General features: G+C 69.7%; 13 protein-coding genes. 9 read left to right on the top strand and 4 right to left on the bottom strand.

Annotated elements, in window-relative coordinates; all coding sequences use genetic code 11:
* Window positions 1-204 precede the first annotated feature (204 nt).
* From BN1193_RS13770 to BN1193_RS13750, 5 genes are all read left to right on the top strand, one after another.
* Entirely contained in the window at window positions 205-1,008 is an 804-nt protein-coding gene (locus BN1193_RS13770; protein WP_052460798.1) for an alpha/beta fold hydrolase, read from the top strand.
* Between the two features lie 37 nt (window positions 1,009-1,045).
* A complete protein-coding gene (locus tag BN1193_RS13765; protein ID WP_094770532.1) occupies window positions 1,046-2,626 on the top strand; it encodes an ABC transporter substrate-binding protein in 1,581 nt (526 codons plus the stop codon).
* A 218-nt stretch (window positions 2,627-2,844) separates the two neighbouring features.
* Window positions 2,845-4,002 carry a flavin reductase family protein gene (locus BN1193_RS13760; protein WP_195907873.1) on the top strand — a complete coding sequence of 386 codons (1,158 nt, stop codon included), beginning with the start codon at window positions 2,845-2,847 and terminating at the stop codon, window positions 4,000-4,002.
* Window positions 3,999-5,063 (top strand): maleylacetate reductase, encoded by a 1,065-nt coding sequence (locus BN1193_RS13755; protein WP_040167388.1) that lies wholly within the window; start codon window positions 3,999-4,001, stop codon window positions 5,061-5,063. The genes BN1193_RS13760 and BN1193_RS13755 overlap by 4 nt, the downstream gene beginning before the upstream one ends.
* 124 nt (window positions 5,064-5,187) lie before the next feature.
* Window positions 5,188-6,549 (top strand): FAD-binding oxidoreductase, encoded by a 1,362-nt coding sequence (locus BN1193_RS13750; protein WP_040167386.1) that lies wholly within the window; start codon window positions 5,188-5,190, stop codon window positions 6,547-6,549.
* A gap of 68 nt (window positions 6,550-6,617) precedes the next feature.
* Here BN1193_RS13750 and BN1193_RS13745 read toward each other — a convergent pair whose 3' ends face one another.
* Window positions 6,618-7,991, bottom strand: a complete 1,374-nt coding sequence (locus BN1193_RS13745; RefSeq protein ID WP_040167384.1) for a flavin monoamine oxidase family protein — start codon at window positions 7,989-7,991, stop codon at window positions 6,618-6,620.
* A gap of 134 nt (window positions 7,992-8,125) precedes the next feature.
* Between BN1193_RS13745 and BN1193_RS13740 the strand changes: the two genes are divergently transcribed.
* The gene (locus tag BN1193_RS13740; RefSeq protein WP_040167382.1) at window positions 8,126-8,524 is read left to right on the top strand and encodes a Rid family hydrolase; all 399 of its coding nucleotides are present in this window, start codon (window positions 8,126-8,128) and stop codon (window positions 8,522-8,524) included.
* A 70-nt stretch (window positions 8,525-8,594) separates the two neighbouring features.
* On the opposite strand, the gene BN1193_RS13735 is transcribed toward BN1193_RS13740, so the two are convergent.
* Together BN1193_RS13735 and BN1193_RS13730 are read right to left on the bottom strand one after the other, a co-directional pair.
* A complete protein-coding gene (locus BN1193_RS13735) occupies window positions 8,595-9,926 on the bottom strand; it encodes an LLM class flavin-dependent oxidoreductase (protein WP_040167380.1) in 1,332 nt (443 codons plus the stop codon).
* On the bottom strand, window positions 9,923-10,786 hold the full coding sequence (locus BN1193_RS13730; RefSeq protein ID WP_040167379.1) for an alpha/beta fold hydrolase: 864 nt from the start codon (window positions 10,784-10,786) through the stop codon (window positions 9,923-9,925). Before BN1193_RS13730 ends, BN1193_RS13735 begins: the two co-directional genes overlap by 4 nt.
* Window positions 10,787-10,967: 181 nt before the next feature.
* Here BN1193_RS13730 and BN1193_RS13725 point away from each other — a divergent pair, with 181 nt between their 5' ends.
* Entirely contained in the window at window positions 10,968-11,552 is a 585-nt protein-coding gene (locus BN1193_RS13725) for a TetR/AcrR family transcriptional regulator (RefSeq protein WP_052460797.1), read from the top strand.
* A gap of 4 nt (window positions 11,553-11,556) precedes the next feature.
* Here BN1193_RS13725 and BN1193_RS13720 read toward each other — a convergent pair whose 3' ends face one another.
* Entirely contained in the window at window positions 11,557-12,369 is an 813-nt protein-coding gene (locus tag BN1193_RS13720; RefSeq protein WP_040167377.1) for an alpha/beta fold hydrolase, read from the bottom strand.
* 159 nt (window positions 12,370-12,528) lie between these two features.
* On the opposite strand from BN1193_RS13720, the gene BN1193_RS13715 reads away from it, so the two are divergent.
* Both BN1193_RS13715 and BN1193_RS13710 read left to right on the top strand, forming a co-directional pair.
* A complete protein-coding gene (locus tag BN1193_RS13715; RefSeq protein ID WP_052460796.1) occupies window positions 12,529-13,284 on the top strand; it encodes an IclR family transcriptional regulator in 756 nt (251 codons plus the stop codon).
* A 91-nt stretch (window positions 13,285-13,375) separates the two neighbouring features.
* Window positions 13,376-13,936: a nuclear transport factor 2 family protein gene (locus BN1193_RS13710; RefSeq protein ID WP_040167374.1), complete on the top strand. Its 561-nt coding sequence runs from the start codon at window positions 13,376-13,378 to the stop codon at window positions 13,934-13,936.
* The last annotated feature ends 3 nt before the right edge of the window (window positions 13,937-13,939 follow it).

Genomic DNA, 13,939 nt, shown 5'->3' with positions numbered 1-13,939 from the left:
CCGAACTCTTTTTCTGGCTACCGGCGGTACGGGTATGCGGCCCTGTTGTCTGAGATGCGTAAAGGTCCTTCGTATTGCCCGCCTGCGGCGGGCTACCTAGCTTGGCGACAGGCCGCGAATTCCGACCGGCCCGCCTGCCCGAGACGCGCGCCGCAGCGACGTTGCGTCGTACGCACCGGGCCCCGGACAGAGAGGCTCGAACACGTGACGACGCCCGAATTGCAGCGCATCCGTTTCGGAGCCGACGGCGCCGAGCTGCCGTACTTCCGAGCCGGCAGCGGACCGGACCTGGTCTTCTTCCATGGGGCGGGTCTGTCTGACCGCTGGCTTCCCCTGTACGACCGGCTGGCCGAGAACTTCACCGTCACCGTGCCGCAGAGTCCGGGCTTCGGCGACTCCGTCCGTCCAGCGTGGATGCGTTCGGTGGATGACCTCGCCCTGCTCCAGGCGGACGCGCTCGCGGCCCTCGGCGTGACGACCTTCCACGCCGTCGGCCACTCCGGCGGAGCACCCGTCGCGGCCTCCGTGGCCGCCCTGCTGCCGGAGCGCGTGCTCTCGCTCACCGTCCTCGCGCCGGCGCCCCTGCCGCTGGTCACCCCCGGTGACGGCGACCGTCTGGACTGGGCGAACCTGCCCGAGGACGTCGATATGGACCACTACAGCTTCAACGGGAACCAGGCCGCGTACCCGGAGTACCGCGATGCCGATGAGGACGGTCAGAACATCGGTCCGGTGCAGGACGAATGGTCCGACCCGGAGGCCTACGACTGGCGCGGAGTGCCGTCGCTGTACCGGCGGCTCGCCCGCATCCGTGGACCGCGCCAGGTGCTCATCCCGGACGATGACCTGCTGTTCACGCCCGAGAGCGCGGAGATCTGGGCGCACTGGCTCGGCGACGCGCCGACGGTCCGGATCGTGGGCGACGCCTACCCGACCGGACATCTTCTGATCGTCCAGGAACCCGACAAGATCGCCGCGGCCGTCGCCCGTCTCGCGGCGACCGCCTGACAAGCCCGTCACCCCGAGACCAGAGAAAGGGTCCGCCATGAAGCAGCCGTCGCACGATGAAGTCCGGCGCAGAGAGCGTGGGAGTGGACGGTCACGACTGTCCCGCCTGCTGCGCGCCGCTGTCGCCATCCTTGGCGTGAGCGTGATGCTCAGCGCCTGCGCGAGCCAGCCCGCGAAGTCGGACTCCGGTTCGACGGCCGCCGCGGACGGGGGAATGCTCCGCATCGGATTCCACGGTGGCGACGCCACCACGGTCTTCGACGCGCACGCGGCCATGAACCTCGACGGCTACTTCGTCGCCCAGGGGCCCGTGTATGAGCCGCTGCTGCGATACACCGACGACTTCAAGCTCGAGAAGGTGCTCGTTGACGAGGTCAAGCCCGAGGGCGACGGTTCCACGTGGATCGTCAAGCTGAAGCCGGGAATCAAGTTCCACAACGGCAAGACCGCCAACGCCGACGATGTGATCTTCACGATCAAGCGGATGCAGAATCCGGATATCGCCGCGTCGGCCGGCGCGGCTCTCGGCCAGGTGAAGTCGATGGACAAGGTCGATGACCTCACCGTGCGGTTCCACCTGAGGGGCCCGAACGGCTGGTTCGACCGGATGCTCGCCGAGGCGGGGACGAACCTGGTCCCGGTGGGCTATGACCCGAAGACCCCGGTGGGCACCGGACCGTTCGAATTCGTCTCGCACGACGCGACCAAGTCGGTGTGGAAGCGGTTCGATGACTACCACGGTGACGTCGCGAAGCTCGCGGGCTTCGAACTGATCCCTCTGCCGGACGCCGATGCGCGCGTGAACGCCCTCATCAGTGGACAGGTCGACGTCATCACCGCGCCGCCCGCGTCGCAGCTGTCCCGCCTGGAAGCGGACAAGCGGTTCAACGTCCTCGACCTGAAGTCCGGATCGTGGGACGGCATCGCGCTGAAGACCACGGGCGACAGCGTCTTCGCTGATCCGCGCGTTCGCGAGGCGCTCAAGATGGGTGTGGATCGCGACGAGATCCTGCAGGTCATCTACGGCGGTCACGGCTCTCTCGCCTACGACACGTTCGGTCCGGCCGATCCGGAGTTCGACAAGAGCCTCGTCCGCAAGCGTGACGTGGAGGGTGCGAAGAAGCTCATCGCCGAGGCGGGGGCCACCGGAAAGAAGGCCGTGTTCACCGCGATCGCATCGTCCGAGCCCCTGGCGCAGCTGGTGTCCAAGGCCGCGCGCGAAATCGGCCTGGACGCGTCCGTGAACCTCGTCGACGAAGCCACCTACTTCGAGGGTGCGCCGTGGGAGGTGGGTGTGAACGAGCCCATGCCGTCGATGAGCGTGATGTCGACCGCGACGATGCTCCTCGGCCCCGATGTGGTGTGGTCGCAGACGCAGTTCTCGGACAAGGAGTTCAACGAGCAGTGGGCGATCGCGAATGCTGCGACGGACGACGCCCAGCGCTCGGCAGCGCTGAAGAAGATGCAGGAGATTACGTTCGAGCGCGGTCCGTACATCATCGCCGCGTTCGCCGACACGATGCTCGCCACGGCCGCCAACACGACCGGCTGGCCGACGGCGGATCAGGCCGGAATCGCGCTCTCGCGCGGACTGAACAAGGTGTCGTTCACGAACTGATCCGTGTGGACGACGAGGGCGGCACTCAGCGTGAGTGCCGCCCTCCGGTCGCTTCCCGTCGCCGCTGGATGGAGCATCCCTCAGCGGGCGTAGGGAGAATCTTAAATATCAGGCAGGGTATGTAGCCGCGAATCCGCTTGCCGGAAACACGCCCTGAGATGTTAGCTGAGGACTCAGGAGCTCGTCGCGCGTCGTGCGGCGAAGGGAGGATGGAAATCATGTCGACAGCACCGACCACCCCGATCGATGCCATGCACTTCCGGCGCACGCTCGGCCAGTACCCGACCGGAGTCGTCGTGATCACCGCCGTCGGCGCGGACGGAGAGGTCGTCGGCATGACGGTCGGCTCGTTCGCCTCGGTCTCCCTGGACCCGCCGTTGGTCGCGTTCTTCGCCACCAGCACGTCCGGCTCGTGGGGGGCGCTGCGGGCGACCGGATCGCAGTTCTGCGTGAACGTGCTCACCGCGGACCAGGAAGCGGTCTGCCGGCAGATCGCGGCGCGCAAGACCGACAAGTTCGAAGGCGTGCCCCTTCGTTTCACCGACCGCGGCAGCGCCGTCCTCGAGGGTGCGCTGGCCTACATCGAGTGCGACACCGAGGCGGTCTACCCCGGTGGCGACCATGACATCGTCGTCGGTCGCGTCGCGGAGCTCGACGTGCAGGAGGCGACGACCCCGCTGCTGTTCTTCCGCGGTGGCTACGGCGCTTTCGTCCCGCTGTCTCTCGCGACCGCGGACGCCTCCCTGGCATCCCAGATGCGCTACGTCGACCTGGCCCGCGGTCCCATGGAGAGGCTGGCGGCGGACCTGGACACCGAGGTGAGCGCCCTGTGCGCCGCCGGTTCGGATCTCGTGATCGCCGCGTCGGCGGGCCAGGTCGTGCGACCGGAGATGATCACTCGGGTCGGGCAGCGCTGGCCGTACGCGGCACCCACCGGTGCCCTGTTCGCCGCCAACCGTGACGAGGCCGAGCGTCGGCGGTGGTTGGCGACCGCATCCGATGCGTTCGGCTATGAGGCCGCTGTCGCACTGCTCGAGCGCGTGGAGGCCGACGGAGTCGCGTACGCGGTCGGCCCGGCCGCAGAAGCGCACCTGTTCGAAACCACGGCGATGGACATTCCCGTGCACCTGGTCCAGTCCAGCGCCGCGGAGTACAACGTGCCGCTCACGGAGATGAGCGAACCGGTCGAACTGCGCTTCGCCTCGGTGCCGATCTTCGTGGACGGCGAGATGGTCTTCGAGCTCGGGGTGTGGGGTCGATTGGAGCCCATCAGCGCCGCTCAGGCGCGGGCGATCATCGACCGCGTGCGGTCGTGCGCGGACGAGGTCGTGGCGCTCATTCCCGGTGCCGGAGTCGAGCGCGTTCCGACGGCATGATCTTCGACCACCACGCGCTCGCGCAGCGGGTGCTGTTCGGTGCGGGGCTGGTCGAGGAGCATGTGCGAGCGGGCGTCGTGGATCTGGGTGCGGAACGCGTCCTGCTGATCTCCACCGGATCGGCGCGCTCGCTCGGCGATCGGCTCGTCCGGACGCTTCCGGTGATCGCGCGGGTCTCGGATGTCCGCCAGCACGTGCCGCTCGAGCAGGGCGAGGTCGCGGTCGCCCGTGCGAAGGACGCCGATGTCGTCGTCGCCGTCGGGGGCGGATCCGCGATCGGGCTGGCGAAGGTGGTGGCGCGGGACGCGGGGTTGCCGATCCTCGCCGTCCCGACGACGTTCTCCGGTTCCGAGGCGACGAACGTCTGGGGGCACACCGTCGGCGGACGCAAGGTGACCGGCGTCGATGACCGGGTTCTGCCGCGCGTGGTCGTGTACGACGTGGAGCTCGTCGCGTCGCTCTCGGCGTCAGCCGCGGCGGTCAGCGCGTTGAACGCTCTCGCGCACGCGGTCGATGGCCTGTGGGCGCCGCGTGCCGATCCGCTCAACCGTGCGACCGGGCTCGACGGAGCACGATCCCTGATCGCCGGGCTGCGCGCGCTCGCGGAGGGCACGGACACACCCGCGGTCCGCGAGCGGCTCCTCCTCGGCGGGTACCTGGCCGCCACGGCGTTCGCGTCCGCGGGAAGCGGTCTGCATCACAAGATCTGCCATGTGCTCGGCGGGGCCTACGACCTGCCGCACGCTCCGACCCACGCGGTCCTGCTGCCCTATGTCACCGCCGTCAACCAGTCCGCGGTTCCCGAGCTCGCCGGTCAGATCGCGGAACTCCTCGGCACTCGGACGGCGGCCGAGGGGCTCGACGACCTCCGCCGATCCGTGGGCGCGCCGGTCTCGCTTCGCGAACTGGGGCTCGATGCGGCCGTCCTCCCGGATGCCGCCGAACGCATCCTCGACGTCGTTCCACCGAGCAACCCCCGCCGGCTCGATCGGAGCGCGCTCGAGCGCCTGCTGCGCGCCGCGTGGTCCGGGTCACGTCCGGACGAGGCCGCGTCGGTATGACCGAGTTCGGCAGATGAACCACGCACCCGGGATCGGTCCGCTCACGCGGAATGCTGGCTCGGGAGGCGAAGACCCCCGTGCGCCGCGGAGAGCGGTGCCCCACGAGCAGGAGAGCAGGTTGACGATGGCGACATCCGAGCAGGTCCTTGACACGTTCACGAACGATCTTCGTGCGGCGATCGCGGGGGAGGTGTACACCCCCGCGGATGCGGAGTATGACGCGAAGGCGCATGGCTTCCAGCAAGTGTGGAAGCACACCGCGCCCTTCCTCGTCGACCCGCGCGATGAGAACGATGTCGCCGCGGCGGTGCGCCTCGCGACCGCGCACGGACTGCCGGTGAGCCCACTCGGGCACAACCACGGCTACTACGGCCCCATCACCGAGGGTGTCCTCATCCGGACCATTCCGCTGGCGTCCGTGACGGTCGACCCGGAAGCCGGAACCGCGGTCGTCGGGGCGGGCACGACGTGGGGCGAGGTGGCGCAGGCCGCCGCCGTCCACGGCTTCACCCCGTCCTCCGGGCAGGACCCGTCCGTGGGCGTGGTCGGCTTCCTCCTCGGTGGAGGTCTCGGCGCGTACACCCGGACGTACGGTTACGGTGCGGACCACGTGCGCTCGATGCGTGTGGTGCTCGCGGACGGCTCGATCGTCGAGGCGTCGGACACCGAGAACACCGAGCTGTTCTGGGCCCTGCGTGGCGGGAACTCCGGCTTCGGCTGCGTGGTCTCGGTCACGATCGAGCTGCTCAACCTCCCGGCCGTGCAGGCGGAGACGCGGTACTACGCCGCGGACGACATTCCGGTGATGTTCCGCGCGTGGGCGCGGTGGATCCAGGACCTGCCGGCGTCGTTCAACCCGCTCGGTGGCGTGGAGCCGATGCCGGATGAGGAGAACGGCGGGGAGACCATGACGCCGGTGCTGATGCTCCGGATCGTGCACGTCGGCGACGAGGCCGAGTTCGAGGACGTGCTCGCCACCTTCCCGACCGACGCCGAGCCGATGTTCGTCGAGCGCGGCGAGGCGCAGGACCAGCCGGTCGAGGAGCCCTTCCCCGTGCGTGAGGGTGCCGTGTTCCTGCGGGAGCTGCCGGAGGCGGCGGTCGACACCATCATCGACGCGCTGGGTGCCGATTCGCTCTTCGTCGCCGGTGCGATCCAGGTGCTCGGGGGTGCGACGGAAGCGCCCGATGCCACCGCGACGGCCGTGGCGGCGCGCGATGCCCGCTACGCGTTCTACGTCGCGACGATGGGTGAGGTCGCCTTCGATCCCGCCGCCCCGGTGGCCTTCCAGAAGGTCGCCGACGCGCTCGCGCCGTGGGCCAGTGCCGAGGTGATCCCGAACTTCAACGGCGGACTGAACCGGATGGCCACGCTGACGAGCCCGCACGCCGGGGACAAGGCCGAGCGTCTCGCCGCGGTGCGCGCCGCCGTCGACCCGACCGGGACGTTCGCCCGACAGACCGGTGTGGACGTGCGCTCACGCTGAGCCCGGCTCCGCATGAGGGAGGGGGATGAGCCGACCGGCTCATCCCCCTCCCTCATGGATCGCGCTCGTCAGCGAGCGTCGCGCAGCACCAGGCGCGCGGCGGCGTGGCCGGCCCGGCGGCCGGCGAGCACCGCGCCCTCCATCCAGTCGCAGAAGGGCTCGCCGGTCTCCGCGCCGGCGAAGACGATGCGTCCGATGTCCTGGCGAAGCACCGGACCGAGGAGGCTCACCGCGCCGGGCGGGGGCGCGGTGGCGCACCCGGGGGACCAGACGTCGTTGAACCACGACGCGACGTGGACCTCCGTCGGTTCTTCCGGCTCTTCGCCGAAGGCCGCGACGATCGCCTCGCGGAACGCGTCCTTCAGCCGCTCGTCGTCGGCGAGGAGGTCGGTGTCCGCGACGATCGCCTCGGAGGTGCCGGCGATCTGTCCGGCGAGGATGCCCTCGGTGCCGTCGCCGACCACGGACATGTCCATGATCGACGCGATGCCGAGCGTGTTGGTCGCGGTGCCGCTCAGGCCGCGCTCGCGCCACCACGGCGTCGGGTAGACGGCGAAGAGCTTCGCGCCGGGACCACCCAGCCAGCGCTGCTGCAACCGGCGCCGGGCCGGCGGCAGGGTGGGCGTGAAGCTCACGCGCTGGAGGAGGTTCGGGTGGACCGCGATCACGACCGCGCGCGCATCGATGGTGTGGTCCGCCGTGTGCACGGTGACGCCGTCATCGCCGTGCTCCACGGACAGGACGGGGGAATCGAGCAGGGTCCGCTCGGACAGCGGTCCGGCCAGTGCGGCGATGATCGCGCTCGGTCCGCCACCGGCGACGAGGCGCATCGGTGCCGGCTCTTCCGTCTCCGCGTGCGAGATGCTCCCGAACCACGCCACGTACAGGATCGAGACCTCCTCCGGGGAGGCCGCGAGGAACGAGTAGTCCGTCTCGAGCACTTCGCGGGCGGCCGGGCTCAGCTCGAAACCGTCCAGCCATGCCGCCAGGGTGATGCGGTCGAGGTCCCGTGCCGTCGGGGTCTCCCAGGGGTGGACCGGGTCGAGCGACGCAGCGATCTCAGCCAGCGCCTCGTAGACCGGGCCGAGCTCGTCCATCAGCTCCGGCTGCGCCGCGAGCGGCTCGGCTTCCAGGAGCCGCTCACCACCCGAGAAACGCACGTCCTGCAGGCCGGTGACCGGGTCCACGGAAACGATCTCGACGCCCAGTTCGGCGGCCAGCGCGGGGACCTCGACGAAAGCGGCCTCGATGAATTCGGCGCCGGCCTCGAAAGTGCCGCCACCGGGGCGCGGGACGGTCGTGATGCGTCCGCCGACGCGGTCGCGCGCGTCCACGATCAGGACGTCCTCGACGCCGTGCTGCTGGAGGGAGCGGGCCGCAGTGAGGCCGGACAGGCCCGCGCCGAGCACGACGACGTCGGTCTGCAGTCGTTGTTTGGTCATGGGGCGAGCCTGACAGCACAGACGGCGTGGGGGTGGTCCGGGTCCGGGGAGCAGACCGAACGGTGGAACGAATCCGGGACCGCGCCTACCGTCGGAGCGCCGGATCACCGAACCTCCGGCGGAGAGAGTTTGACATGGCTGAGTGGCGTTCCTTCTTCCCCGAGGGTCTCGGGATCCCGTGCGCGGCGAGCATCGCGGACGACACCACGATCTACGTCTCCGGCGTCGGCGGCCACGCGATGGACGGTTCCATCTCGGAGGACACGGCCGACCAGACCCGGCAGTCCCTGGCCATCATCGCCGACCTGCTCGCGCGGGAGGGATCGAGCCTGGACGAGGTGGTCTGGATGCAGCCCTACGTCGTGGACATCGCTGACGCGGAGGCGGTCGCCGCGGTCATCTCCGAGACCTTCGGCGATGCGCCGCCGGCCTCCGGTGCCATGGTCGGAAACGTCGCGCTCGCGGAGCCGCGGATGAAGATGGAGCTGCAGGTCACCGCCCGTCGCGGTGCGAAGCGCGTGCGCGTGCAGTGACTCTCACACGACGGAAGCGATGACGAAGGGCCGGTGCGATACGCACCGGCCCTTCGTCATTCCCGGGTGATCAGTCCTGTCCGGCGTACTGCACCGGCCGGATGCGGGCACCCTCCGGGTCGAAGCGCGAGCGCTCGACGTCGATGAGATATCCGTCCTTCTCCGCCATGACGGGCAGCACGTCCGTGCGCCGGTTCGCGGCGTACTCCAGCGAGGTGCCGTAGCCGTACGTCGGCTCCTCGTCCGAGAGCGGGCGGCCGTTCTTGCGGAAGTGGGGGAGGACCTGCTCGGCGAAGATGCCGAGGGTCTTCTCCAGCATCCAGCGCGGCTTCTCGCCGGCCGAGAACGTCAGCACGACACGTCCCACACCCGTCGTCTCGATGAGCTCCTCGATCGCCTCGATGACCCGCTCCGGCGAGCCCGAGATGATCGTCTTCGACTCCACGAGGCCGTCGTAGGTGAGATCGGGAAAGCCCTCGAACATGCCGGACGCGCGGATCGCGCGGATCGACTGCGGGGAGGTGTATCCCGGGGGGAACAGGTCGTTCTCACGCGCGGCGACGTAGTTCTGCATGTACCAGAGCGTGAGATCCTCGATCTCCGCCTTCGCGATCGCGTCCGTTTCGGCGACGTGGACGTTCAGCACCGCGACGGACTGCCGGGGGGAGGGCTCGTACCCCTGGCGACGGCACTCGTCGCGGAACTTCTCCAGCGACCGGGCGAGCTCTTCGAGGCTGTTCGCGTGCGGCTGGTAGGCGTAGCGCAGACGTGCCGCGAGCTCGAGCGTCTCCTTGGACCCGCCACCCGGCAGCTGGAACTCGACGTCGTGCATCGGCCGCGGCCAGACGTTGACGTACTCGTGGTTGAAGAAGCGGCCGCGCCAGGCGAACGGGCCCGGGTCGCGCAGCGCCTTGGCCAGGAGCTCCTGCGCCTCCAGCTGGCGAGCGCGCCCGGTCGCGGGGTTCATACCGAGGCCGTGGTACGTGGACCCGAGCCCAAAGGGCAGGCCCACGACGAGACGGCCGCGCGCGAGCGTGTCCGCGATCGCGATCTCCTCGGCCAGCCGCACGGGCGAGCGGTAGGAGTTCATGATCGGACCGACGACGCCGATCTTGATGCGGTCGGTCCGAGCGGCGAGCCACGCCGCGCCCATCAGAGAACTCGGCGTCATACCGAGCGAGCCGTTGTGCTGCTCGGTGTGCAGCGTGCCGTCGAAGCCCATCTTCTCGACGCGCAGGTAGGTCTCCAGCATCGTCTCGAGGGCACGCTGTCCACCCAGCGGGTCGTAGTGGGTGCCCGGGACGTCGACCAGGATCGACTCGTGCGGGCGTTCCCCGGCGAACGGCACATTGAGGTACCCGCTCTCCAGGGAGACGAAGAACTCGACGGGTTCGGTGGTCATGACGCGCTCCCGGTGGTGACGGCGGTGGTGGCGGTGATGTGGGACAGGACCGCGGCCGCGATGGCCTCCGGGTCCTCCAGGAGGACTCCGTGACCGGACGGCTCGCCGTCGGCACCGGGAACGGTGTGCAGCTCGGCGTTCGGCAGCAGCGCGGCGAAGCGCGGAGCGTGGCCGTCGCCGACGAAGCGGTCCTCCTCGGCGGCGAGCACCAGGGCCGGAATCGTGACGCGGGGGAGTCGTCGATCCAGCGCGTAGTCGTAACGCGGCTCGAACGTGAGGATCGCCGTGGTGGTGTCGTCGGCATACCGCTGCATGCCCCAGGCGGATGCGTCCCCCTGCTGCAGACGAGACGCCCACGCGTCGCCGCGGCCGTTGAAGATCTCATTGAGCCCGGACGGATCGATCGGCCGGAACCAGTCCGGCATGTACTCCTCGGACGGCAGACGCGTGCCGAACGGGGTGATCAGGGTGAGGGAGGCGAACCGGTCCGGGTAGTGGATCGCGAGCTCCGCGGCGAGCCAGGCACCGAGGCCGTGACCGACCAGGTGCACATCGGTCAGGTCGAGCGTGCGCAGCAGCTCGTCGTAGTGCAGCACCCAGTCCGTCCAGGCGTCCCACTCCGCCGGCATCGGCGTGTCGCCGTAGCCGGGGTGCTCCGGTGCCACGACGTGTGCGGTGGCGGCGAGCAGGTCGAGTACGGGCGGCCAGATGCGGGTGAACCGCTCGCCGTGCAGGTAGAGGACCGTGGGTCCTTCGCCGGCCTCGCGATAGGCGACGGGGACACCGCCGACGTCCACCGTCCGCGGGGGCGACCACCAGTCCCAGGTGTGATCCGCCGCAGGATCTTCGTGCGTGCTCATGTCCACCTCTCTCCGGCGCGCAGCTGTTTCGAGCCGTGCCGTGACCCTATGCGGGGGCGCCCCGCGGTCGCCGTCGTGCGATCCGCTGGATGGACCCGCGCTCGGACCCCTGCGGTCGAGGTCGTCACCCTGGAGGACCGAGGGCACCGGACGGCGCCGGATTCGGGAGAAGGGGCACGCGATGACGCGAACGGCGGACGAGGCGTCCGGGCCGGAGGAACTGACCGGGGGAGCCCGCGAACGACTGCTCGAGGCCGCCGTCCGGGTCGCCGTCGAGCGCGGGCTGGACGGCATCACGTGGGATGCGGTCGCTCGGGAAGCGGGGGTTTCGCGCACCCTGATCGGCTTCTACTTCGGCACCACCGATGAACTGGTCGATCGAGCCCTCGAGCGTGTGGCTCGACAGGAGGCCGCCATCGTCGTGCCCGGCGACGCGGGATTCGACCAACTCGCCACGCGTGTGCTCGAGTTGATGGCCGCCAGCGACGGGCGCGCGCTGCTGCAGTACGACCACGTGCTTCGCGCCGCCCGGGGTGACATCTCCAAGGAACGGATCGCCGCGGTGTACCGCCTCTATTTCGCGCAAGCGGGTGAGGCTTTGGAAGCCGAGGGGATCGATGATCCGGACGGCGCGCTGGCTGAGCTCGTCTGCGCGATCCTGGACGGCCTCGTGCTGCAGCACGCGGTGTACGGAGCGTCGTACGGAGCAGACCGCGTGCTGACCCGAATGCGTCAGCTGATCGGTGCGGTGGCGGCAGACGGCTGAACCACTAGTTCCGGACCGGTGCCGTGGCGAGGAATGCGGTGACGGCGGCGGCGACCTCGGCCGGCTTGACCTCCATGAGCGGGATGCCCCCACCGGGCACGTCGACCGTCTGCACGTGCGGGGCGTGCGGGAACGCCGCGGCGACGCGGTCGCGGTGCGGGTAGGAGAACGGATCCTCGGGGGCGGCGAGAACGAGCAGGGGCGCGCGGACGAGATCGAGGCGATCCTCCATGCGATAGCGGGCGCAGGCCTCGTGCCCCTCGCGCGGATCGACGCCGGGGGCGAGGGCGTCGTGGATGAAGCGGTCCAGGATGTCCGGCCGGTCCGGCGGGTAGAACGGCAGCCGCTGCGCCCAGAGGGTCGTCAGGTGTGAGCCGTCCGGACGGCGGGGTGCATCGTCCACCCCGCCGTCGCCGGTGTCCGCACGGAATTCCGCGTCGCCGAGCTCGGCGCCCGAGAACACCGCGGCCGTGACGCGGTCCGGCACCATCGCGGCGACCTCCACGGCGACGAACATCCCGGTGTGATGGCCGAGGACCGCGAACTCGGTCAGCCCGAGCGCGTCCGCGAGGGCCACGACCCCGCGCGCGTACAGCTCGATCGACTGTGCGTCATCCGGTTTCGCGGACAGACCGAAGCCGATCATGTCCGGCGCGATCACCCGACGATCGCCCGCGAGCAGGGGCATCACTTCGCGGAACTCATCGTGGGACCGCGGGGTCTGGTGCAGCAGGATCAGCGGGTCGCCCGTTCCCGCTTCAGCGAAATGGATCTGGCCCAGCGGGGTGTCGGCATAGGCGCGGCGGACGGTCGGCATGGCGCTCCTCTCGGTGGGTTCCGGGAACCGGTGTGCTCGCGAGTCCGGACGGGTCGCGTGGATGCCAGTGTGGCACCCCAAATAAGTATTGACATCCGATTTGCCATTCGGCATTCTGAATTGACCATTTGGTCAAATGAAAGGCCAGAGATGTCTTTGATGATGCAGGAGACCGCGAGCGTCGACGTTGACCTCGCTAATGCCAAGGACTCGGTCCTGGGCAAGCTCGACCTCATCCTGGGAGTGTTCGCGCAGGGTGATCGCAAGGTCGGGCTGACCGAACTCAGTCGACGATCGACCGTTCCCAAGGCGACCGCGTACCGGCTCGCCTCCGCCCTGACGTCGATGGGCTTCCTGCGGAAGTCCGCCGAGGGCTACGAGCTGGGGTGGCGTCTGTTCGAAATGGGGCAGATCGTTCCCGGACCGACCATCCTCCGGGAGATCGCGCGTCCCCACCTCGTCGACCTCCGCGAGTCCGTGCACGCCGCGGTCGTGCACCTCGCCGTCGAACATGACGGCGAATGCGTCTATCTGGAGCGGATCGCCGGACGCCAGGCCGCACCCCACATCGGCCGCGTGTCGATGCGGGTGTCGGACCTGTCCACGGCGAGCGCCCGGCTGATCGCCGCGTACCGCGAGGGTGTGATGGCGCCGGGCGCGGCCGCCGAGATCCGCCTGCGTCGCTGGGCGTCCGAGTCCGGTGAGTGCGTGCCGGGCCTGCGCACCGTCGCGGTGCCGGTGTTCGCGCCCGGGAGCACGACGCATCCGATTGCGGCCATCTCGGCCGGCATCGGCGTCGGGCGCACCGACGACGAGCGCGTGCTGCGCGCGCTGTGGGGCACGGCGGTGGACATCGGCGCGGACCTCTTCCGCCCCCGCCCGAGTGGTCGGCACCTCGACCTCGACGACTACTGACCTTGACGAGACTGATCGTGCGCGGGCCGCTGAATGAACCCGGGCGGCCCCGGACGATGAGCGCCGTCTAACGTGCCGGGAGGAGGTGCCCATGGAGGCCGAGAACGAACTGGCGACCCTGGTCCGACGGATCGAGGTCCTCGAAGCCGAGGCGGCGATCCGGCGGGTGCAGGCGCGGTACATGCTGCTGTGCGACACCCCGTGCCCCGAACCCGACGTCGCGGATGACGCGGAACGGATCGAGCGCATCCTCGAGCTCTACACCGACGACGCCGTGTGGGAGGGCGTCGGTGAGGCCTACACCGGACAGTTCGGCCGCGCGGTCGGCAAGGACGCCATCCGCGATCACTTCCGGCGTTTCTGGGACTTCCCGGAGGGCACGGCCCGGCTGGTGCTGAACGCCCACTACCTCACCACCGAGCACATCGTCGTCACCGGCGATGAGGCGGCTGGGCACTGGATCCACCTGCAGCCCTGGCTGTACGACGACGGCACGGCGCTGCTGCGGTCCAGCCGGTTGCACAACCGCTTCCGCCGCGACGGCGATGACTGGAAGATCACGCGGACGCGGACGGAGAACGTCTTCGTCGCCGACCTTCCCGCGGCGTTCGCGCGCACCTATCCGTCCGCCTCGATCGTCCTGCAGGAGTGACGC

It is taken from the genome of Microbacterium gorillae, from assembly GCF_000826185.2.
GTDB lineage: Bacteria > Actinomycetota > Actinomycetes > Actinomycetales > Microbacteriaceae > Microbacterium > Microbacterium gorillae.
This window is presented reverse-complemented; position numbering and strand designations above follow the sequence as displayed.

Coding starts and splice junctions, on each gene's coding strand:
- BN1193_RS13710 (WP_040167374.1), top strand. CDS start 13,376: ATGGAGGCCGAGAACGAACTGGCGACCCTGGTCCGACGGATCGAGGTC.
- BN1193_RS13765 (WP_094770532.1), top strand. CDS start 1,046: ATGAAGCAGCCGTCGCACGATGAAGTCCGGCGCAGAGAGCGTGGGAGT.
- BN1193_RS13745 (WP_040167384.1), bottom strand. CDS start 7,991: ATGACCAAACAACGACTGCAGACCGACGTCGTCGTGCTCGGCGCGGGC.
- BN1193_RS13715 (WP_052460796.1), top strand. CDS start 12,529: ATGATGCAGGAGACCGCGAGCGTCGACGTTGACCTCGCTAATGCCAAG.
- BN1193_RS13755 (WP_040167388.1), top strand. CDS start 3,999: ATGATCTTCGACCACCACGCGCTCGCGCAGCGGGTGCTGTTCGGTGCG.
- BN1193_RS13735 (WP_040167380.1), bottom strand. CDS start 9,926: ATGACCACCGAACCCGTCGAGTTCTTCGTCTCCCTGGAGAGCGGGTAC.
- BN1193_RS13725 (WP_052460797.1), top strand. CDS start 10,968: ATGACGCGAACGGCGGACGAGGCGTCCGGGCCGGAGGAACTGACCGGG.
- BN1193_RS13740 (WP_040167382.1), top strand. CDS start 8,126: ATGGCTGAGTGGCGTTCCTTCTTCCCCGAGGGTCTCGGGATCCCGTGC.
- BN1193_RS13730 (WP_040167379.1), bottom strand. CDS start 10,786: ATGAGCACGCACGAAGATCCTGCGGCGGATCACACCTGGGACTGGTGG.
- BN1193_RS13760 (WP_195907873.1), top strand. CDS start 2,845: ATGTCGACAGCACCGACCACCCCGATCGATGCCATGCACTTCCGGCGC.
- BN1193_RS13720 (WP_040167377.1), bottom strand. CDS start 12,369: ATGCCGACCGTCCGCCGCGCCTATGCCGACACCCCGCTGGGCCAGATC.
- BN1193_RS13750 (WP_040167386.1), top strand. CDS start 5,188: ATGGCGACATCCGAGCAGGTCCTTGACACGTTCACGAACGATCTTCGT.